At 69.3% G+C, this 20,385-nt stretch carries 20 protein-coding genes; 16 read left to right on the plus strand and 4 right to left on the minus strand.

Annotated elements, in window-relative coordinates; genetic code table 11:
- Position 1 precedes the first annotated feature (1 nt).
- Entirely contained in the window at positions 2 to 628 is a 627-nt protein-coding gene (gene hxlA, locus BMY97_RS45050) for a 3-hexulose-6-phosphate synthase (protein WP_091619808.1), read from the minus strand.
- 529 nt (positions 629 to 1,157) lie between these two features.
- Between hxlA (BMY97_RS45050) and pqqB the strand changes: the two genes are divergently transcribed.
- From pqqB to BMY97_RS45090, 8 genes are all read left to right on the plus strand, one after another.
- Complete coding sequence (gene pqqB, locus BMY97_RS45055; RefSeq protein ID WP_091629755.1) at positions 1,158 to 2,060, plus strand: pyrroloquinoline quinone biosynthesis protein PqqB; 903 nt, start codon at positions 1,158 to 1,160, stop codon at positions 2,058 to 2,060.
- A complete protein-coding gene (gene pqqC, locus BMY97_RS45060; RefSeq protein WP_091629757.1) occupies positions 2,057 to 2,752 on the plus strand; it encodes a pyrroloquinoline-quinone synthase PqqC in 696 nt (231 codons plus the stop codon). The genes pqqB and pqqC overlap by 4 nt, the downstream gene beginning before the upstream one ends.
- Positions 2,752 to 3,027, plus strand: coding sequence for a pyrroloquinoline quinone biosynthesis peptide chaperone PqqD (gene pqqD / locus BMY97_RS45065; protein ID WP_091629758.1), 276 nt, complete (start codon positions 2,752 to 2,754; stop codon positions 3,025 to 3,027). The genes pqqC and pqqD overlap by 1 nt, the downstream gene beginning before the upstream one ends.
- 5 nt (positions 3,028 to 3,032) lie before the next feature.
- The gene (gene pqqE, locus BMY97_RS45070; protein WP_091629781.1) at positions 3,033 to 4,130 is read left to right on the plus strand and encodes a pyrroloquinoline quinone biosynthesis protein PqqE; all 1,098 of its coding nucleotides are present in this window, start codon (positions 3,033 to 3,035) and stop codon (positions 4,128 to 4,130) included.
- Between the two features lie 540 nt (positions 4,131 to 4,670).
- Positions 4,671 to 5,654: a LysR family transcriptional regulator gene (locus BMY97_RS45075; RefSeq protein ID WP_091629760.1), complete on the plus strand. Its 984-nt coding sequence runs from the start codon at positions 4,671 to 4,673 to the stop codon at positions 5,652 to 5,654.
- Positions 5,641 to 6,618 carry a class I fructose-bisphosphate aldolase gene (locus BMY97_RS45080; protein ID WP_091629761.1) on the plus strand — a complete coding sequence of 326 codons (978 nt, stop codon included), beginning with the start codon at positions 5,641 to 5,643 and terminating at the stop codon, positions 6,616 to 6,618. Before BMY97_RS45075 ends, BMY97_RS45080 begins: the two co-directional genes overlap by 14 nt.
- A 168-nt stretch (positions 6,619 to 6,786) precedes the next feature.
- The gene (locus tag BMY97_RS45085) at positions 6,787 to 7,758 is read left to right on the plus strand and encodes a fructose-bisphosphatase class II (protein ID WP_245787821.1); all 972 of its coding nucleotides are present in this window, start codon (positions 6,787 to 6,789) and stop codon (positions 7,756 to 7,758) included.
- Positions 7,751 to 8,803 carry an HAD-IIA family hydrolase gene (locus tag BMY97_RS45090; protein WP_091629764.1) on the plus strand — a complete coding sequence of 351 codons (1,053 nt, stop codon included), beginning with the start codon at positions 7,751 to 7,753 and terminating at the stop codon, positions 8,801 to 8,803. The genes BMY97_RS45085 and BMY97_RS45090 overlap by 8 nt, the downstream gene beginning before the upstream one ends.
- Positions 8,804 to 8,821: 18 nt before the next feature.
- Here the strand turns inward: BMY97_RS45090 and BMY97_RS45095 are convergent, their stop codons facing one another.
- Positions 8,822 to 9,292 carry a ribose-5-phosphate isomerase gene (locus tag BMY97_RS45095; RefSeq protein WP_091629766.1) on the minus strand — a complete coding sequence of 157 codons (471 nt, stop codon included), beginning with the start codon at positions 9,290 to 9,292 and terminating at the stop codon, positions 8,822 to 8,824.
- Positions 9,293 to 9,575: 283 nt separating this feature from the next.
- On the opposite strand from BMY97_RS45095, the gene BMY97_RS47640 reads away from it, so the two are divergent.
- The 6 genes from BMY97_RS47640 to BMY97_RS45120 all read left to right on the plus strand — a co-directional run bounded on the left by BMY97_RS47640 (position 9,576) and on the right by BMY97_RS45120 (position 15,504).
- Entirely contained in the window at positions 9,576 to 9,749 is a 174-nt protein-coding gene (locus tag BMY97_RS47640) for a hypothetical protein (protein WP_177231867.1), read from the plus strand.
- A gap of 161 nt (positions 9,750 to 9,910) precedes the next feature.
- A complete protein-coding gene (locus BMY97_RS45100; RefSeq protein WP_245787822.1) occupies positions 9,911 to 10,465 on the plus strand; it encodes a manganese efflux pump MntP in 555 nt (184 codons plus the stop codon).
- A gap of 17 nt (positions 10,466 to 10,482) precedes the next feature.
- Positions 10,483 to 12,708 carry a catalase/peroxidase HPI gene (katG, locus tag BMY97_RS45105; protein ID WP_091629770.1) on the plus strand — a complete coding sequence of 742 codons (2,226 nt, stop codon included), beginning with the start codon at positions 10,483 to 10,485 and terminating at the stop codon, positions 12,706 to 12,708.
- 290 nt (positions 12,709 to 12,998) lie between these two features.
- Positions 12,999 to 13,454: an MSMEG_3727 family PQQ-associated protein gene (locus BMY97_RS45110; RefSeq protein WP_091629771.1), complete on the plus strand. Its 456-nt coding sequence runs from the start codon at positions 12,999 to 13,001 to the stop codon at positions 13,452 to 13,454.
- A 16-nt stretch (positions 13,455 to 13,470) separates the two neighbouring features.
- Entirely contained in the window at positions 13,471 to 15,150 is a 1,680-nt protein-coding gene (locus BMY97_RS45115; protein WP_091629773.1) for a PQQ-dependent dehydrogenase, methanol/ethanol family, read from the plus strand.
- Positions 15,151 to 15,297: 147 nt separating this feature from the next.
- The gene (locus BMY97_RS45120; RefSeq protein WP_091629774.1) at positions 15,298 to 15,504 is read left to right on the plus strand and encodes a recombination activating protein 1; all 207 of its coding nucleotides are present in this window, start codon (positions 15,298 to 15,300) and stop codon (positions 15,502 to 15,504) included.
- 29 nt (positions 15,505 to 15,533) lie between these two features.
- Here BMY97_RS45120 and BMY97_RS45125 read toward each other — a convergent pair whose 3' ends face one another.
- Positions 15,534 to 16,928, minus strand: coding sequence for a DNA-binding protein (locus BMY97_RS45125; RefSeq protein WP_091629776.1), 1,395 nt, complete (start codon positions 16,926 to 16,928; stop codon positions 15,534 to 15,536).
- A gap of 484 nt (positions 16,929 to 17,412) precedes the next feature.
- Here BMY97_RS45125 and BMY97_RS45130 point away from each other — a divergent pair, with 484 nt between their 5' ends.
- Positions 17,413 to 18,864 carry a DNA-binding protein gene (locus BMY97_RS45130; protein ID WP_091629777.1) on the plus strand — a complete coding sequence of 484 codons (1,452 nt, stop codon included), beginning with the start codon at positions 17,413 to 17,415 and terminating at the stop codon, positions 18,862 to 18,864.
- A gap of 45 nt (positions 18,865 to 18,909) precedes the next feature.
- Here BMY97_RS45130 and rpe read toward each other — a convergent pair whose 3' ends face one another.
- Complete coding sequence (gene rpe / locus BMY97_RS45135; RefSeq protein ID WP_091629779.1) at positions 18,910 to 19,605, minus strand: ribulose-phosphate 3-epimerase; 696 nt, start codon at positions 19,603 to 19,605, stop codon at positions 18,910 to 18,912.
- A gap of 152 nt (positions 19,606 to 19,757) precedes the next feature.
- On the opposite strand from rpe, the gene hxlA (BMY97_RS45140) reads away from it, so the two are divergent.
- Complete coding sequence (gene hxlA / locus BMY97_RS45140) at positions 19,758 to 20,384, plus strand: 3-hexulose-6-phosphate synthase (RefSeq protein WP_091619808.1); 627 nt, start codon at positions 19,758 to 19,760, stop codon at positions 20,382 to 20,384.
- The last annotated feature ends 1 nt before the right edge of the window (position 20,385 follow it).

Below are 20,385 nucleotides of genomic sequence, written 5' to 3' on the forward strand. Positions count from 1 at the left end.
GTCAGGCGGCGAGTTTTTTGAGTTCCTTGGCGGCGGCGGCGGGGTCGGGGGCGTTGTAGATACCGCCACCGACCACCGCGACACTCGCCCCGGCGTCCCGCACCGCCCCGATCGTCGCGGCCTTCACCCCACCCGCGATCGAGAACGCCACCCCCGCCTCCCGGCCATCCGCCAGCAACCGGTCAATGCTGTACCCCGGCCGGGCCTGCTCATCCAGACCCGCATGAATCTCCACGAACGACACCCCCAGCTTCGCCACCTCCCGCATCCGCGCCACCCGCCCCTCGGTCACCGCGATCATGTCCGCCACCACCTCCTTCCCATACTTCCGCCCCGCCGCCACCGCACCCCGCACCGTGTCGTCATCCGCCACCCCCATCACCGTCACCACATCCGCCCCCGCCTCAAACGCCAACCCCGCCTCCAACTCCCCCGCATCCGCCGTCTTCAAATCCACAAACACCACCTTGTCCGGATGCGCCGCCTTCACCGCCGACACCGCACCCATCCCCGCCGCCTTCACCAACGGCGTCCCCAACTCCAAAATATCCACAAACTCCGCCACCCGACGCGCCAACCCCAACGCCGAACCCAAATCCACAACATCCAACGCCACCTGCAACCGCATGACGAACTCCTCACGGTAGAAAGGGAAAAGTGCTCCGTACCCGACCGCCACGCACCGAACGTGACAGGCCACCAACCATCACCCCGGCGACCGCACCCGGCAACACCCGGCCACATGCGCAAATACAATCCCCTGATAGGCATAATCAATAGCCGCCCGCCGCGGTCGGGTGATTTACCGTGGGCGCGGCTCCCGACGAGGGGTTGCGGCCGGAAGCCGGTCGTCCCGCGGCTGCGCGGTCGCCGCCCCGCTCGTCGCGGCGCGGCCGCCGTTCGTCCGTGGTTCGGCTCCGGTCGTTCCCGATCGGTTGCCACGCCCGGCGCGAGCGGAGAAGCTGTCGAACAGAATAGCCGAGTTCAGAGCGGACGATACCGACAATCGCACGGGCTGAACCCTCGGCGGGCAACGCAGCCTGCTAGCGCGCGGCCGTTGTCACCGGTCGACAGTGAGGGAGGACGCCATGAGGCGCGAAATTCCGGATTCACCGGTGGCCGGGGTTGGCGCCGATTCCCGCGGCCGGCGTTGACAGATGTTGATTCACTGCCTCGGAGCCGCCGCGGGCGGCGGTTATCCGCAGTGGAATTGTGCCTGCGACGGGTGCGTCAAGGCCCGCGCCAAGCCGGAAGCCGCGACGGCGCACGCGGGGATCGCGGTCTCCGGAGACGGCGAGAAGTGGTTCCTGTTCAACGCCACCCCGGACGTCCACCATCAGATCGCCGCGGATCCGGCCCTGCATCCGGGTCCGGGCATCCGCGAAACACCCGTCGCCGGCGTCGTCCTGACGGACGCGGAGTTCGATCACACCATCGGCCTGCTGATGCTGCGCGAGGGGTCGTCGCTGACGGTGTACGGGACGAATCCGGTGCTGGAGGCGCTGAACTCGTGGTTCCCGGTCCGTGCGCTGCTGGGCGACTACGCGGACCTCACCTGGACCCAGGTCGGCATCGGCGAGCCGCTGGACCTGGACGACCGGCTGCGCATAACCCCCTTCCTGACCGGCGCCAAACCGCCCCGCTACGTGGGAACTTCGCGACTGCGCACCTCGTCGCGGGAGTGGGAAGTGGGCTACCGCCTGGAAGACAGGGCGACCGGCGGGACCGCGGTGTACGCGCCGACGTTGCCCCGGTGGGACGAGAAGTTCGCCCGCCAGGTGGCGTCGGCCGACTGCGTCTTCGTGGACGGGACCTTCTGGACGGACGACGAAATGTCCAGCACGGGCGCGGGAAGCCGGACCGGGCGGTCGATGGGGCACATGCCGGTCAGCGGGACCGAGGGTTCCGCCCGCGCGCTGGCCGGGCTGCCCGCGAAGCGGAAGATCTACACGCACATCAACAACACGAACCCGATTCTCGACGAAGAGTCCGCGCAACGGCGCTGGGTCACCGACTCGGGCATCGAGATCGGCCGAGCCGGCTTGGAGGTGGAAGTATGAACGCCAGGTCTGCTGAAGAGTTCGAAGCGCACCTGCGATCGATCGGCGAAAAGCGGTACCACCATCTGCACCCGTTCAACGAACGGATGCACGCGGGGGAGCTGTCCGAGGCGGAGTTCCGGGGATGGGTCCGGAATCGCTTCTACTATCAGCTGAACCTCCCGAAGAAGGACGCGTTCATCCTGACCAAGCTCCCCGGCCGGGACGACCGGCGCCGGTGGATCACGCGCATCATCGACCACGACGGGCGGACCGGCGACGAGGGCGGCATCGAAAAGTGGGTGCGCCTCGGCGGAGCCGTCGGCTTGAGCCGCGAAGAATTGTTCGACGTCGACACGGTGCTGCCGGGCGTGCGGTTCGCCGTGGACGCCTACGTGGATTTCTGCCGCGAGAAGCCGTGGCTGGAAGCGGTGGCCTCGGCGCTGACCGAACTGTTCGCACCGGGTCTGCTGAGCAGGCGGATCATCGACGTCGAGAAGCACTACCCGTGGATCGCGCCGGCCGGGCTGGAGTACTTCCGGGCGCGGCTCGTCCAGCAGCCCAAGGACATCGCGCACCTGCTCGAGCTGGTGATCGAAAACGCCGGGACCAAGCAGCAGCAGGACGCGTGCGCCCGGGCGCTGGAGTTCAAGTGCGACGTGCTCTGGAGCCTGCTGGACGCCGTGGAACTCGCCTACCGCAAGAGTTCGTGATGGACGCGCCCGAACTGACCGCCGTCCCGAAGCTGGCGACGAAGGCGATGCTGAAGCACGACAACGTGCGGGACGTGGAACTGCTCCTGCTGCCGGAACGAGTGGTGCTGCTGAACAAGTCCGGAGCGGCGATCCTGGGACTGTGCGACGGCAGCCGGACGGTGCGCCAGGTGGTCGACCAGCTGGAGCACGACTTCGAGGCCGACGATCTGGCGAGCGACGTGATGAAGTTCCTCGAGGACGCGCGGGGACGAGGCTGGGTGGTGGTCGCGTGAACGGGATGCCGCAACCGTACGGCCTGCTGGCCGAAGTGACGCACCGGTGCCCGCTGCACTGCGTGTACTGCTCGAACCCGTTGGCGTTGCTCGACCGGCAGGACGAGCTCGGCACCGAGGACTGGCTCCGGGTGATCCGCGAGGCCGCCGGGCTCGGCGTCGTGCAGGTGCACTTGTCCGGTGGCGAACCGTTGGTGCGCGGCGACCTGGAGACACTGGTCGCCGAATGCCGCCGCCTGGGCCTGTACACGAACCTGATCACCAGCGGCCTCGGCCTGACGAAGAGCCGGGCGGAAGCGCTGGTCGCCGCGGGGCTCAACAGCGCCCAGCTGAGCATCCAGGGCGACGCCGCCGAGTCGACGGACCTGGTCGCCGCGAGCAAGCGGTTCGACAAGAAGGAAGCCGCCGCGCGCATCATCCGCGACGCCGGTCTGCCGCTGAACATGAACGTGGTGCTGCACCGGCTGAATCTGGACCGGCTGGACGCGATCATCGACGTCTGCGTGGCGTGGGGCGCCGAGCGGCTGGAGCTCGCCAACAGCCAGTACTACGGCTGGGCGTTGCGCAACCGCGACCTGCTGATGCCGGGCAAGGCCCAGCTGGACGACGCGGTGGCCGTCTACGAACGCCGGAAGCAGGAGCTGGGGGAGCGCATGGAACTCCTCTGGATCCTGCCGGACTACTACGAGCCGTACCCGAAGCCGTGCATGGGCGGCTGGGCGCAGAACGCGCTGACCGTCGCGCCGGACGGCACCGTGTACCCGTGCCCGGTGGCGGCGGAGATCACGACGATGGCCTTCTCCTCGGTGCGGGACCACGATCTGGCGTGGATCTGGACGAAATCCGAGGCGTTCCAGGCATTCCGGGGAACGGACTGGATGCCGGACCCGTGCCAGAGCTGCCCGCGCAAGGAAATCGATTTCGGCGGCTGCCGCTGCCAGGCGTTCGCACTGACCGGCGACGCGGCACGAACCGATCCGGTGTGCATGCATTCGCCGGACCACCACCTGGTGCAGGACGCGCTGGTCCGTGCCAACCAGGACAAGGCCGAGGCGGCGGAACTGGTTTACCGGCGCCACACGGTGACGACGCGGGGGCACTGAAGGTCATCCGGGACCAAGCGAACCGGACCGGTCGATGGAAGGCGCAGGGCCCCAGTTGCAGTGGCAGACTGGGGCCTTGCGCCGGCTGTGGTCGCTGTCAGCCCCGGTAGAAGTAACCCGTGACTTCAGCGCAAACCTCGACGACCGTGTACTCCGGTGATTCCCACTTCACGGTATTTCCTCCTGTTCGGCGATTCTCGCGAGCGCTTCGACGCGAAGCATCTTTGAATCGGTGAAAGCGGGGCTACCGAAATGGAACAAATGGCCTTGATTCGGTGACGAGCGGTGCCGTCCTCGTCATGAAGGGGTCGAAGCTCGTTGTCCGGTAAGGCTTTGTGCTGCGGGCTTCAGCGCCGGACGGCCGTCGACCCCGCAGGTGACGTGCTGCACACCGTTCATGTCGGCAGGGCGCACGTTCGTTTCCCGCGGATTGACCGGGCGGACAGGCCAGGGCACGCTCATGGCGCACCGCGAGTGTGCTGACCGCACAGTACGACGGATTCCGGAGCGAGAGGGGAAATCGTGGTTCTTCCATCAAAAATGCCTCAGCTCGCCGATCTTGATCTGCTGCTGTCGGTCGAACGCTACGGCAGCGTGGGGAAGGCGGCGCAAGCGCACAGTCTTTCCCAGCCGGCGGCCAGCATCCGGATCAGTGCCATGGAACGCCGCCTCGGGCTTCGGCTGCTGGAGCGGTCACCCACGGGTTCGAAGCTGACCGAGGAAGGGGAAATGCTCGCGAAGTACGCCCGCAACGTGATGCACGCGGCGCGGGAGCTGCTGGAGTTCGGGTCCGGATCCCAGTCCGCCGGCGCCGAGCGGCTGCGGCTCGCGGGCAGCCCGGGCGTGGCCGAGCACCTGATCCCGGAATGGCTGAACCGCTCCGGGTTCTCGTTCGGCGAGGTGCGGGTGGAGGTGCAGACCGGCGGCGTCGACGAGCTGCGCCAGCTGATCCGGGCCGACCGCGTCGACCTCGCGTTCGTCGACGGCTGGGGCCAGGCCGGAAGCCAAGTGCCGAAACAGTTTCGCGAGGACTTGGTCACCCAGTACATCTGCGACGACCGGCTGGCCGTGGTCGTCGGCGCGCTGCACCCGTGGGCGCGGCGCCGCGGCCCGGTCACGGTGCAGGAGCTGGCGTCGGCTCAGCTGGTGCTGCGCGAGCGGGGATCCGGGCTCCGGGAGTTCACGGACGAGCTGCTGGGTTCGGCGCGCGCATCGCGAAGCTACGTCGAATTCCCTTCCAGCGCGGCGGTCAAGCAGGTGGTCGCCACGGGCCAGCGGGTGACCGTGCTGAACATCTCCACCGTCCGGTCCGAAATCGCGGAAGGCCGGCTGCGGCTGGTGCCAGTCGATCAGGAGATGCCGGCGAAGCCCATTTACGCGGCGTGGAGCGAACGCCGGGGGCTGCCCGGGCATGCGCGCGAACTGGTCGATATCGCGGCGTCGAAAGGCAGTCCGATGCCAGGCGACGAGCTTGGCCCGAAATTCACGAGCACAGGAGGAATAACAGTCGATGTCCACTCTTAACAAGATCGCTCGCATCATGGTCTCCGAACGGCGCGGCATCCTCGCCGCCGACGAGAGCATCGGGACGATGTCTTCCCGGCTGGAAGGGGTGGGCGTCAAGGCGACCGAGGAAAACCGGCGCGTGTACCGGGAGCTGATCGTCACGACCCCGAAGCTCGCGGAATCGGTCAGCGGCATCATCCTCGCGGACGAGACGTTCCACCAGAAGCTGTCCAACGGGCAGACCTTCCCGGCCTTCCTCGCCGAGCTGGGCATCCTCGCCGGGATCAAGGTCGACACCGGGGCGAAGCCGCTGGCGGGCGCACCAGGCGAGAACGTCACCGAGGGGCTCGACGGGCTGCGCGACCGCGTGCGGAACTACGCGGCGCTCGGGGCGACGTTCGCCAAGTGGCGCGCGACGATCACGATCGGCGACGGCCTGCCGTCGGACCGCGCGGTGCGGGCCAATGTGCACGCGCTGGCGCGGTATGCCGGCCTGTGCCAGGAAGGCGGCATCGTGCCGATCGTCGAGCCCGAAGTGCTGATGGACGGATCGCATTCGCTGGCGCGGTGCAAGCAGGTCACGACGTCGGTGCTGCGGTCGCTGTTCGACGAGCTCAACCTGATGCAGGTGCAGCTCGACGGCATGGTCCTCAAGCCCAACATGGTGGTCGCCGGGAAGAAGTGCCCACAACAGCCGTCGGTCGAAGAGGTCGCCGAGGCCACAGTGGACGCGCTGCGGGCGACGGTGCCGACGTTCGTGCCGGGCATCGCCTTCCTGTCCGGCGGGCAGAGCCCGGAAAAGGCGACCGAGCACCTCGCGGCGATGCAGCAGCTCGACCCGCTCCCGTGGGAGCTCACCTACTCGTTCGGACGGGCGCTGGTCGGCCCGGCGCTGGAGACCTGGCGAGGCGACAACGGCAAGCGGGAAGCCGCCCAGAAGGCGCTTTCCGACCGGGCCGTGGCGAACGCCGCCGCCCGCTGAGTGGCCCAGGAGAACGCTCGGCCGATGCCCGCGGACGCGGCACCGGCCGAGCCGGCCTTTTCCCGGCGCTTCGAGCGTCGGAGCACTTCACCCGCCGTCGCTCGTGCACAGGGATTGATGTCGATGAGAGCTCAGGAACGGGGAACCTCCGAGGTTCCCGGCCACCCCATGACGAGGGAAGGGACGTTCGCCGGGAACAGGGGACTCGACGACGCCCTCGCCCTCGAACTCGTGCCGGTCACCGAGGCCGCCGCGCTGGCGGCCGGGCGATGGGCCGGGCACAGCGGCGAGAGCGCCAGACTCGCCGCCGTCGACGCGACGCACACCGGCCTGCGGTCGGTGCCGATGCGCGGCGCTGTCGTGCTCGGCGCGGGCGCGCGCGGAGAAACGCCCGCGCTGTTCCACGGCGCGGAGGCCGGCGACGGCGACGGGCCGGAGTGCGACCTCGGGATCAGCGTCGGAGACGGCGCGCTTTCGGAGTCGCGGGACGTACCGTGCGCGCTGACCGCGATCGCGGTGGCGGAGCGTGGGGCGATGCTCGACCCGTCGCCGGAACTCGACCTGGAGAAACTGGTTGTCGGCCCTGGTTTCGCCGACGTCGTCGACATCACCCGCCCGGTCGCGGAGAACTTGCGGATGCTCGCCGCGGCCAAGGGCGTTCGGGTGTCCGATGTCGTCGTCGCGGTGCTCAACCGGCCCCGGCACGGGTCGCTCGCGCGCGAAATCCGGGATGCCGGCGCGCGGGTCCACTTGCTGGAGGGCGGCGAAATCGCGGGAGCCGTCGCCACCGCCCGTGCCGAGCGTCAGGTGGACCTGCTGCTGGGCACCGGGAACGCGGCGGAGGGGGTCATCGCCGCGGCCGCGCTGGCCTGCCTCGGCGGATCGATGCAGGCCAGGCTGGTGCCCAAAGACGCGCGAGAGCACGGAACCGGCGAGGTCCTCCGCACCGAAGACCTGGTGCGCGGGGAGCGCGTGCTGTTCTGTGCCACCGGGGTGACCAGCAGCGAGCTGCTGCGCGGGATCCGGAACGACGGCGCGGGGCGTGCCATCGCCCAGTCCATCGTGCTGTGCTCGAACCCGGTGACGGTGCGGACGGTCCGATCCGAACACCGGTCCGCCAGGCAGTCCGGGCATGGCTGAGATCGCCGCCTCGGCCGGCCGTGCCGAACCTCTTCTCGCCCGCTACCGCGGGCTGATCTGCGACCTCGACGGCGTCGTGTACCGCGGTGCGACCGCGGTTCCGCACGCGGTCGAGACCTTGAACCAGGTGACGGAGCGCGGCGTGCCGGTCGTCTTCGCGACCAACAACGCGTCCCGGGCACCCGCGGACGTCGCCGGCCACCTGCGTGAGCTGGGGATCGCCGGGGCCGGCTGGTCGGTGGTCAACAGCTCCCAGGCCGCCGCGGCCTATCTGGCACGGCGGCTGGCTCCCCGAGCGCGCGTCTGCGCGGTCGGCGGGCCGGGAGTCGTCCACGCGCTGGCCGAAGCCGGGCTGACGCCGGTCCGGGTCGCGGACCTGGAGGGCGCCCCGGTCGAGGCGGTCGTGCAGGGGCTGGGGTACGATATCACCTGGCGCGAGCTGGCGGCGGTCGGCTACCTGGTGGAGGCCGGCGCCGCCTGGGTGGCCACGAACGTCGACCGCACGCTTCCCACGCCGTATGGGAAAGCGCCGGGCAACGGCGCGCTGGTCGCGCTGGTGCAGACCACGACCAGCGCCTCCCCGCACGTGGTCGGCAAGCCGAAGCCGGCCCTGTTCGACCTGGCCCGCGCCCGGCTCGGCACCGCACCGCCGGACACGCTGGTGTGCGGGGACCTGCTGGGCACCGACATCGAAGGCGCCAACTCCGCGGGCCTCGACTCGCTCTTCGTGCTGAGCGGGTCTTCCCGGCTCCGCGATCTGGCGTTCGCCGAGCGCGGAGCGCGGCCGACGTACGTCGCTGCCGACTTGAGCGGGCTGCTCGCACCCGCGCTGCGGCTGGACTACGCCTCGGGTCTCGTTGAGCTCGGGCCCGACGACGTTCCCCGCCTGCCGAGTGTCGGCGACAACGGCGGATCGCTCCAGTCCGTCGTCACCACGGCGTGGGCGGCCCGAGACGGCGGCCGGACCATCTCCGACGACGCGCCGCTGTGGGAACGGATCGAAAAGCGGCTCGGCGTCGCCGGTCCGGAACGACCCACGCCGTGATCCGGGTGCTGCCGCGGGTCAATCTCCGGGCAGGGCGGGCGGTTCGCCGGTGCGTTCGTACTCCGACAGCAGGTCGATCCGGCGCTGGTGCCGCCCGCCTTCGAATTCGGCGGCGAGGAACGCGTCCACGATGCGCTCGGCCTCTTCGGCTGTGTGCATCCGGGCGCCGATGCCGGCCAGCAGGGCGTTGTTGTGCCGGCGCGCGAGCACGGCGGTCTCCACATTCCAGGCCAGCGCGGCGCGGGCCCCGGGCACCGTGTTCGCGGCGATCTGCTCCCCGTTGCCGGAACCGCCGATGACGATGCCGAGGCTGCCCGCGTCGGCGACGACGCGCCGTGCCGTCTCGATGCAGTACGGCGGATAGTCGTCGCCGGCGTCGTAGCGGATCGGGCCGACGTCGGTCACTTCGTGGCCGAGGCGGGAAAGCCGCTCGGCGAGGTGGGCCTTGAGTTCGAGTCCGGCATGATCAGAGCCAAGGTAGATTCGCACGACGGCGAGTCTAATGTCGCCTTCGCGGATATACGGGGAAACGTCCGTCCGGTGGGCATTGAAATGCGTTATAGGCCGGACGAGGTCGCGGGCGGCTCGCGGTGCGCCCCTCGGTGCCACGACTCGCCGTGTCCTGGGCGACGCTGCGCACGTCAGCGTGCTTCGCGCCGCCGGTCGCCGCGCCCTTCCCGCTCGTGCGCGGCAGGGCGCCGTTCAGCACTGGTTGCCCGCCGCTGGTGCCCAGTCGGTTGCTGCCGCTCTGTTAAGTCGAAGAAGCTGTTTCATGACCGTGGGATTTCGTGACGTTGTCCTCGAAATTGCGCGGATCACTTGTCCGGTGTCCGCCCGGGTCGTCGGGTGCAGCCAGCAGAAGGAGAGTGACATCATGTGGGAAACCCCGGAGTACACGGTCATCGAGGTGTGTGCTGAGGCCACCGGCTACTTCTACCGGCGCTGACAGCCCGGCCGCACCGGCCGTTTTCCCGTAGTAGCGGCAAATTTCTGAAGTCCGCGACGAGGCCGCGTCCGCGTCGGCGCGAGGTCCCGGGCCCCGGGACCTCGCGCCGTTCGCTGAACGCGCGTTCGCTCGCGAAGAGGCTTTCTGAGTAGGCGGTGCACGTGAATCTCGAATTTCTTCCGTTGGTGGCGCTGGCGTTCGGGCTCAGTCTCGACAATTTCCGCTCGTCGATCGCGATCGGCACCATTCCCTTCGGCTGGCGCCGCGCGGTGCAGGTGGCCCTGGTGTTCGGGGTGTGGGACGCGCTGGGACCGCTGGTGGGCGGGTTCGCCGGCCGCTACCTCGGCGAGTTCATCGGCGGCTGGGGCGAATACATCGGCGTGGCCGCGCTGGGGTTGTACGGCCTGTACTTCATCGTCTCGGCGATCCGGAATCCCGAGCCGGAGACCGAAGACCTGGACCATCCGTGGGCGACGCTCTTCGGCATGCCGCTTTCGCTGTCCGTTGACAACTTCATCGCCGGCGCCGGCCTGGGCGTCGCCGGTTTCTCTTTGGTGTTCCCGATGCTCACGTTCGGCGCGATGACCGTGGTCATGTCGCTGGCCGGGCTGTTCGTCGGGCGGATGGCGGCCAAGGTCGTGCGGATCCGGGCGGATCTGTTCAGCGGGATCGCGCTCGTCGGGGCGGCGATCCTGCTGCCGCTCGCCTTCGACTGAACGGCGGGAGGAGCGCGATGCCCGAGAATCCCGACACCCACGTCTACCGCACCTACGACAAGGTCCTGTCCGAGGCGAAGGCGGCCGGTCGGCGGAATCCTCCGGTGGCGAGCGGGAAACCCGACGACTGGTGGCCGGGCCGGGTCGATGTGCGGGTGCTGCACCGGAACCACCCCGCGGGCGATCCGATGGGCCCGGGCTTCGACTACGCCGAAGAATTCGCGACCCTCGATCTCGACGAACTCGCGCGCGACGTCGACGAGGTGCTGACGACCTCGCAGGAATGGTGGCCGGCCGACTTCGGCCACTACGGACCGCTGGTGCTGCGCATGGCCTGGCATGCCGCGGGAACCTACCGCGTCAGCGACGGCCGAGGCGGCGCCGGCACCGGAATGCAACGCTTCGCCCCGTTGAACAGCTGGCCGGACAACCGGAATCTGGACAAGGCACGCCGGCTGCTGTGGCCGGTGAAGCGCAAGCACGGCCGCAGGATCTCCTGGGCGGACCTGATGGTCTTCGCGGGCAACCGCGCGCTGGAGTCCATGGGCTTCAAGACTTTCGGGTTCGGCGGCGGCCGAGTGGACGTGTGGGAGCCCGACGAGACGTACTGGGGCCCGGAACGCAAGTGGCTGGCCGACGAACGCCACCACGGCCTGCACGAACTGCGGCAGCCGCTGGCGGCGGCCGAAATGGGGCTGATCTACGTCGACCCGCAGGGCCCGGCCACCAATCCCGACCCGGTGCTCGCGGGCCGCGACATCCGCCAGACCTTCCGCCGGATGGGCCTGACCGACGAGGAGACCGTGGCGCTCATCGCCGGCGGCCACACCTTCGGCAAGACGCACGGCCCGGCGGATCCGAACGTGACCGGCGGCCGCGAACCCGAAGCGGCGCCCTTGACGGCGCAGGGACTCGGCTGGATCGGCGGGTCCGGCCCGGACGCGGTGACCAGCGGGCTGGAGGGGATGTGGACCCGCACGCCGGTCACCTGGGACCACACCTTCTTCGAGACCCTGTTCCAGTACGAGTGGGACGTCGAGCTCAGCCCGGCGGGCCTGTGGCAGTGGATTCCGGGCGACGGACAGGGCGAAGGCACCGTGCCGGACCCGTTCGACCCCACCGCGACGCACCACCCGGTCATGCTCACCACCGATCTTTCGCTGCAGCAGGACCGGATCTACGAGCCGATCTCGCGGCGGTTCCTGGAGCACCCGGACCAGTTCGAGGACGCGTTCGCGCGGGCCTGGTTCAAGCTGACGCACATCGACCTGGGCCCGGTCGGGCGCTACCTGGGCCCGCTCGTCCCCGCGGAACGGATGATCTGGCAGGACCCGGTGCCGGAGGTGGACCACGAACTGGTGGACGCCGGCGACATCGCTGCCCTCAAAAGTGAAATCCTCGGGTCGGGCCTGACCGTCGCCCAGCTCGTCTCCACGGCGTGGGCGTCCGCTTCGACCTATCGCGACAGTGACAAACGCGGCGGGGCCAACGGGGCGCGGATCCGGCTCGAACCGCAGCGTGGCTGGGCGGTCAACGAACCCGCCCAGCTGGACGCGGTTCTTCCTGTGCTGGAAGCGATTCAGCGGCGATTCGGCGCGGCCCGGCACGACGGCAAGCGGATCTCGCTGGCCGACGTGATCGTGCTCGGCGGCTGTGCCGCGGTGGAACAGGCGGCCGCCGCGGGCGGCCACCCGGTCGGCGTCCCGTTCCGGCCCGGGCGCACGGACGCCACCCAGGAATGGACCGACGTCGAGTCGTTCGGCGCTCTCGAGCCCGCCGCGGACGGCTTCCGGAACTACCTGGGCGGCGGTCTCCGGCTGCCGCCCGAGCATGTGCTGATCGACCGGGCGGACCTGCTCACGTTGTCCGCGCCGGAGCTGACCGTGCTGATCGGCGGTCTGCGAGTGCTCGGGGCGAACCACGGAGGCTCCAGGGCGGGCGTTCTGACCGCCACGCCGGGTTCGCTGACGAACGACTTCTTCACCGCCTTGCTGGACATGGGGACCGAATGGGTGCCGCGGCCGGGCGGAAACGTCTGGACCACGGGATACGAAGGCCGTGACCGGGGGACCGGCGAGGTCAGGTGGACCGCGAGCCGCGTCGACCTCGTCTTCGGCGCGAGCCCCGAGCTGCGGGCGATCGCGGAGGTCTACGCGAGCGGGGACGCCGGCGGGAAGTTCGTGCGGGACTTCGTGTCCGCCTGGGTGAAGGTCATGGAACTCGACCGATTCGACCTGCGCTGATGTGCCGGCGGACGAGCGCGGCGACGGTGGTTCGTACGTCTATTGTGGACAGTACTACTGTGGCGCGGGGCACACGAACGGTAGCTACGGCCGGGGGAACGGTCACCACCGGCCGCCCGGTGGTAACCGATATCGGAATGGGCCGTCCGGGAGTAGCGTCGAAATTCGTTACAGGATCAGGAATCGTCGAGCTCGATCCCTGTAATCGACGCGCCGTGTCCGATGCGGCCGCGGCGCGTGTTTCGGGAAATCTGTCAGAAGGTTCACATGCGCAGAGGAGGTGACGTCCGATGACGACTACCGAGGATCGAGAAGATCTCCTTTCGGAGCTCAGCGGACAGAACAAGGCGACCATCGGTGCCGTGCTCGGCACCGGCTCGATCGGCAAGGCGACCGAGCGCGCCGACGGCGTGATGGAAGCGACCATCCGGATTCCGGAGGACGCGATGCAGTGGGAGCCGGGGATCCTGATCCTGCCGCATGGCGGCATCGTCGAGCTGACGATCATCAACGACGACAAGAACACCCACGCCTGCCTGCTGCCCAGCAACGGCGACCGGCAGTTCATCGGCCTGCTGAACCACTCGAAGGGCCGGGCGACGCTCGAACTGGACGGCCCCGGCTGCTACTGGTACGGCTCGCCCGCCGGCAACGACGAGGGCCGCGGTCTGACCGGCGCCATCGTCGTGAGCGGCGAGGTGCCGCCGGAAGCCAAACTCGACCGGCCCGCCCAGCCGCGGCCGTAGCCAGGGAGGAACAACCATGACCATCGAATACGTCGATGCCGGCGAGGCCTTCGACCACGCCAAGCTTTCCAATATGCCGCACAGCGCGCCGGACGTGACGCGCGGTGTCAACTACGAGCGCATCCTCCAGGCGCGCAGCGAATCGCAGAACTGGATCACCTACTACGGCGACTACGACGGCAAGCGGCACAGCCTGCTCGACCAGATCAACGCCGACAACGTCAAGAACCTGAAGGTTGCCTGGATCCACCAGGCGAGCGCGACCGGCGTCATCGCCTCCACGTCGACCTACGCGTTCGAGGCCTGCCCGCTGGTCGTCGACGGCGTGATGTTCGTGACCGGCTGGGACGGCTGGCTCTGGGCGCTCGACGCGCGGACCGGCCAGCAGCTGTGGCGCTACAAGCACGCGGTCCCGGTCGACGTGACCCTGTGCTGTGCCAACGTCAACCGCGGCTGCGCGGTGGCCAACGGCAAGGTCTACATGGTGACCCAGAACGCCCAGCTGGTGGCGCTCGACGCCACCACCGGGCAGAAGGTCTGGCAGAAGACCATCGGCGACGTGCGCGCGGGCGAAAGCGCTTCGATCGCTCCGCTGGTCATCAAGGACACGCTCATCACCGGTTCCGCCGGCGGCGAGTACGGCGTCCGCGGCCACATCGACTGCTGGGACCTCGAGACCGGCGAGCAGCGCTGGCGCACCTACACCGTGCCGAAGCCGGGCGAACCCGGCTCCGAGACCTGGCCCGCCGACGGGGAGGCCTGGCAGCGCGGCGGTGCGAACCACTGGGTCACCGGCACCTTCGACCCGGAGCTGAACCTGTACTACGCGGGCACCGGCAACCCGGCGCCCGACTTCGACGGCGAGGTCCGGGAAGGGGACAACCTCTACACCGACAGCGTGGTCGCGCTGGACGTCGACACGGGCGAGATCAAGTGGCACTACCAGTTCACGCCGCACGACCTGTGGGACTACGACTCCACGATGGAGATGACCCTGTTCGAGCGGGACGGCAAGAAGCTGCTGGCCCACTTCGACAAGAACGGGTACATGTTCGTCATCGACCGCACCAACGGCGAGCTGCAGCACGTGACGCCGTTCGTGGACCGGATCGACTGGGGGACCATCTCCCGCGACGGCAAGTTCCTGCCGCGCAAGTACCCGGACAAGGAAGGCGAGCCCTGCCACTTCTTCCCCGGCCCGGCCGGTGCGAAGGAATGGACGCACGCGTCGTACAACCCGAACCACGACCTGTTCTACGTTCCGGTCGCCGACGTGGGCGCCACCGCCACCCGGCGCCGTCGCGAGTTCAAGGAGGGCATGCCCTACTGGGGCGCGGCCGTCGAGGTCGACGTCGACAACATGGCCGGGTCGGTCAGCGCGTTCGACTCCCACGGTGAAGAGAAGTGGCGCTACCGCCTCGACATGCCGATGGCCGCTTCGACCCTGAGCACCGCGGGCAACGTGGTGTTCGCCGGCACCCCCACGGGCGAGTTCATGGCGCTGCACGCCGAGACCGGCGAGAAGCTCTGGAGCTTCCAGTGCGGCAGCGGTCACCACAGCAGCCCGTCCACCTGGTCCCTCGACGGCAAGCAGTACATCTCGGTGCCGGTCGGCTGGGGTGGCTGGCTGGAGGGCATCATCCCCGGCATGTCCGGCCAGGGCCACGGGGCCGCACTGATCACGTTCTCGCTGTGACAGGAGAAGCGGTGCCGGCGCGAGACCCCAGGTAGGTTCCTGGCGGTTTCCGCTTCCTGCCCGCCCGGTGCTCGAGTCGCCCCGACGATTCGAGCGCCGGGCGGGCTGTTTTCGGGAGAAGCAACGACAGAAACACAAGGTGATCTGATGGACCAGTTGCCGACGCAGCAGCCGGAGCCGCGAGTCGAGCGGCAGTCCTGCTGGCACTGCGGGGAGGACTACGGGCCGGACGAGCGCGCCCGGCACACCGAGCCGGTGCAGTGCGGGCCGTGCATCGTGTGCGCCGGCAAGCCCGCGTGTTGCAGCTGCCGGCTGATGTACTGCGTGTGCGAGGTGCACCGGTACCGGGGCTGACCCGGCCCGGCCCGACCCCGGCGGAGCGGTCAGATCGCCAGCGCCCGGCGCACCGCCGGGGTGTTCCGCCGGGACACCGGCACCATGGTCTGCGCCTTGTCGTCCATGACCAGCAGCAGCTCGCCCTTGAACCGGCGCTCGACCTCGCGGATGCGGCTGAGGTTGACCACGTACTGGCGGTGCACCCGCAGGAAGCCGGCGTCGCCGAGCTCGGTTTCGAGCTTGTCGAGCCCGGGTGAGGCGGAGCGCAGCCGGCCCTGGTCGGTCGTGAGCCACACGTCGTTGCCGTCCGACTGCGCGAACGAGACTTCCGGCAGCCGCAGCAGGATCATCCGGTTCTCGCGCGTCGCGACCATCCGGTGCGGCGGGGTGCGCAGCGGGCTGTCCTCTCCCGGGCGGGGCAGCGGAACCCCTTCGGCCAGGCCGAAGGTGACCAGGTTGCCGAGCAGGTGCCCGGACAGGAACACCGGCCGGAAGCTGATCGGCATCGGTTCGTTGGCGAGCCGGGTGAAGATCTGCGTCGAACCGAGCCAGTCGTGATTGCTCGTCGCCTGCTTCGCGGCGTACACCGCGGCCTGGATGAATTCCGGCAGTTCCGGCTTCCAGCGCACCGCGGGATCGGGCGCCGGCGTGGAGCCCGGGATGCCCAGCAGCACGCTCGCGGTGTCGTCGGCGAGCACCACCCGGCCCGAGGGGTCCACGGCCGCGAGCGCGGCGCTCGAGCGCGACCTGGCCTGGTTGAACGCGGCCATCAGCTCGGTGCCGTCGCCCTTGGCGCGCCGTCGCAGGATGCGCTGCGTCATCGTGGCCGCGTTGCTGAGCCAAGCCCCCGCGGCGCCGGGAAGATCGCTGCGCCAGCACGAAATGTTGAGCACCGCGACCGATTCCCTGGTCACGACGTCCCGGATCGCGACACCGGCGCAGTTCCAGTCGTGGAAGGCCTCGCACCAGTGCTCGGCGCCGCGGATCACCACCGGGGCGTAGGACAACAGCGCGGTACCCATGCCGTTCGTCCCGGTGGCGCCCTCGGACCAGCAGAACCACGGCGCCAGATTGGCCGCGGACGCGACGTTGCTGGTCGCCTGGTCGCCCCATTGGGCCAGGACCCGGCCGCTGGCGTCGGTGATGGTCACGATGCCGCCGTGGGTGTTGACCTCGTGCGCCAGCGAGGCGGCGCGGAAGCCGAGCTCGGCGATGACGACGTCGTGCTCCAGCGCGTGGCAGACCTCGGCGACGGCGACCGGGGCTTCGGTGAGATGGGGGTCGACCCGGAACTGGTCCCGGCATCGCTGCCAGGAAATCGCGACCTCGGGCCGCACGCCGCGCAGGTCGTCTTCGCCCCGCACGAACCGTTCCCAGGCCTGGTGCACCGTCGCTTCGCCACGGCCGCGCGATGCCGCGTCGAGCCGGCGTGCTTCCGCCATCTGAGACCGCCTTTGGTCTTTGTGCCGACCCCGAACGGAGGCAGCCGGGGTCGTTTGGCCGCCGTGGCAAGCTAAACTCCCGGTCCACGCGACGGCAAGCCGGGCGGGATGACTGCGGGCGAACGCCGGACGAACGGTCGCGAAGCGCGGACGACCGGCGGCCATCCGCGCACCAGCGGCGGACCGGCCCCGGCCGCGCCGGCATGGCTTAATCTGCTGTGCACGCGTCGCCCGGTTCGACCTGGCCGACGTGGCAAGGAAAACAGTCAGGCACTCGGCCACGAGCCGTGCGGATTTGCCCGCCCAGTGGGAATGGCGCGGTTTTCGGGCGCCGGGTGAGTCGATCTTGTTGTTCTACAACTTGGTAACCGGACGATGCGGACCTGTCTTGTAATGTCGAGCTGCTCGGGGTTACGTTGTAGTCGGTGTTTACCGCCCGGCAGTCCTGCGAAACCCGGGTGCCCAAGGCGACGAGGAGGTCGCGATGACACTGAGCGTGCCGCCGTTGGCGATCGCACCGAGTGAGCCCGGCAGCCGCGGCGTCGCTGCGAAAGGCTCCCGGGAAGCCGCCTCGTCCGCGAAAGAAGTAGCTCGTGCCTGGGAGAGCTTCGCCGCGGGCGAGGACATCGAAATGGGCATCCGGCCGGAGATCCTGGCGTCGTGGTACCGGTGCCGGGATCGCTACGAGGTGGACCGGACGCTCGACGTCGCGCCGGGGGCCCGGGGCAACGACGTCCAGCGGCTCGACAATGGTGTCATCTTCACCACGCTCGGTGGTCTCGGAGCGCTGGCCGGCCAGGAAGTGGAGCGCGACGGCGCCGTGGTCACCGTCGCGGACGGTGACGGGCGCGTCCTCGGCGCGTGGGGCGATCCCAGCGCGCAGCGGCGGGCCGAGCTGCACAACCTCGCCCCGTGGTCGTCCTGGTCGGAGGAGTGCACCGGCACGAACGGGATGGGCACCTCGCTCGAGGTGTCCGGGCCGGTCACCGTGACCGGGCCGGAGCACTGGTGCGAAGCGTTCCACCGGTGGTCTTGCGCGGGTATTTCGGTGCGCGACGTGGTGACCGGATCGCCGGTCGCCTCGATCAACATTTCGCGGTGGAACGCGGCGCTGTCCGAACTCGTGCCGGCGTGGCTGTCGCAGGCGGCCGCCTGTGTCGAGCAGGAAATCTACCGGCGCGCCATCTACGAAGCCGACAAGGTCATCTCCGAGTTCAACCGGAAGTGCGGGCAGGTCGCCGAGCCCTTCATGGCGATGGACCGGGGCGGGAACGTGATCGCGGCGAACGACGAGGCCGTGTCCCTGCTCGGCCTGACGCCGGAGAGCTCCATCGCGGTGGGCGCGACAGAACCGGCGAAGCGGTGGACTCCGGACATCTCCGGCCTTCCGGAGGTGGTGCGGTGGGCCAAGGAGCGGGCGCAGGGGCCGGCCCGGTGGAGCGGCTACGCGTGCCTGCCGGTGAGCCCGGGGGAGGACGCCACCCCGGTGACGCTGCGTCCCGTCGTCGACTCGAACCACGTGGTGGGCATGCTGTGCCTGTTCGGCGTGCAGGAAGGCGAGCCGTACGAGGAGCATGCGGAGGCCGCCGTGGGCCCGCTGCCGCGGCGCATCGTCGGGCTTCGCAACGACCGGCTGGTGCTGCTCGCCCCGTCCGAGATCCGCTACGCCGAGGCCGACCGGAACATCGTGTGGCTGAACACCGAACGCGGACGGATCCAAGCCGCGACCCGCGGGCTGGACAACATCGAGCGGTCGCTGGTGTCGTGCGGGTTCAGTCGGGTGCACCGGCGCTTCCTGGTGAACCTGCGCCGGGTGGCCGAGCTGGAACGCGGCATCAAGGGCGAGCTGTTCCTGATCATGGACCCGCGTTCCCACGATTCGATTCCCGTTTCGCGGCGGCAGGCTCCCGAGCTGCGGCGGCTGCTCGGCATCTGAGCGGCCCGCGCCGGCTTTCGACGCCGCGGAGCCGTTGGCTCGCGGTCAGCGTTCGTGGTGCGCGGACAGGGCTTCCACCTGCCGGCGCAGCCCCTCCACGGCCCGCGCCGGGTCGTCGGCCGCGTAGACGGCCGAGCCGGCCACGAAACAGTCGACGCCGGCCTCGGCTGCCTGTTCGATCGTCTCGGCGTTGATGCCACCGTCGATCTCCACCACCAGGTTGAGATGGCCGGTGTCGACCATCGACCGGGCCGCGCGCACCTTGTCCAGGACCCCGGCGAGGAACTTCTGGCCGCCGAAACCGGGTTCCACCGACATCACCAGCAACGTGTCGTAGTGCTTGAGCACGTCGACGTACGGATCCAGCGGCGTGTCCGGCTTGATCGCCAGTCCGGCCTTCGCTCCCGCGGCGTGCAGGTTCTTCGCGAGCATGACCGGATCGCCGGCGGCCTCGACGTGCACCGTGACGTTGTACGAACCCGCTTCCGCGTACCCGATCGCCCAGCGGTCCGGGTTCTCGATCATCAGGTGGCAGTCCAGCGGGATGTCCGTGGTCGCCAGCAGCGACCGCACCACCGGAAGGCCCAGGGTCAGATTCGGCACGAAATGCGCGTCCATGACGTCCACGTGCAGCCAGTCCGCTCCCCGGCCCGGCTGCCCTTTCACGGCCGCCACTTCGTCGGCCAGCCGCGCGAAATCGGCGGACAGGATGGACGGGGCGATCAACGGCTGATTCGACACGGGACCGATCGTAATTCGGCGCGGCCGTGAACGGGTATTCGTTGTGCGTATCGGGGGATTGTGTTTGCGCATGTGGCGAAGTGTTGCCGCGCGCGGGCCGGGGAGGCGATGGTGGATGGGGTTTTGTCGCCGAGTCTCGAAGGAGTTTTGTCATGCGGTTGCAGGTGGCGTTGGATGTTGTGGATTTGGGTTCGGCGTTGGGGTTGGCGCGTCGGGTGGCGGAGTTTGTGGATATTTTGGAGTTGGGGACGCCGTTGGTGAAGGCGGCGGGGATGGGTGCGGTGTCGGCGGTGAAGGCGGCGCATCCGGACAAGGTGGTGTTTGTGGATTTGAAGACGGCGGATGCGGGGGAGTTGGAGGCGGGGTTGGCGTTTGAGGCGGGGGCGGATGTGGTGACGGTGATGGGGGTGGCGGATGACGACACGGTGCGGGGTGCGGTGGCGGCGGGGCGGAAGTATGGGAAGGAGGTGGTGGCGGACATGATCGCGGTGACCGAGGGGCGGGTGGCGCGGATGCGGGAGGTGGCGAAGCTGGGGGTGTCGTTCGTGGAGATTCATGCGGGTCTGGATGAGCAGGCCCGGCCGGGGTACAGCATTGACCGGTTGCTGGCGGATGGCCGGGAGGCGGGGGTGGCGTTCTCGATCGCGGGTGGGGTGAAGGCCGCGACGATCGGGGCGGTGCGGGACGCCGGGGCGAGTGTCGCGGTGGTCGGTGGCGGTATCTACAACGCCCCCGACCCCGCCGCCGCCGCCAAGGAACTCAAAAAACTCGCCGCCTGAC

Source organism: Amycolatopsis saalfeldensis, from assembly GCF_900110575.1.
Classification (GTDB): Bacteria; Actinomycetota; Actinomycetes; order Mycobacteriales; family Pseudonocardiaceae; genus Amycolatopsis; species Amycolatopsis saalfeldensis.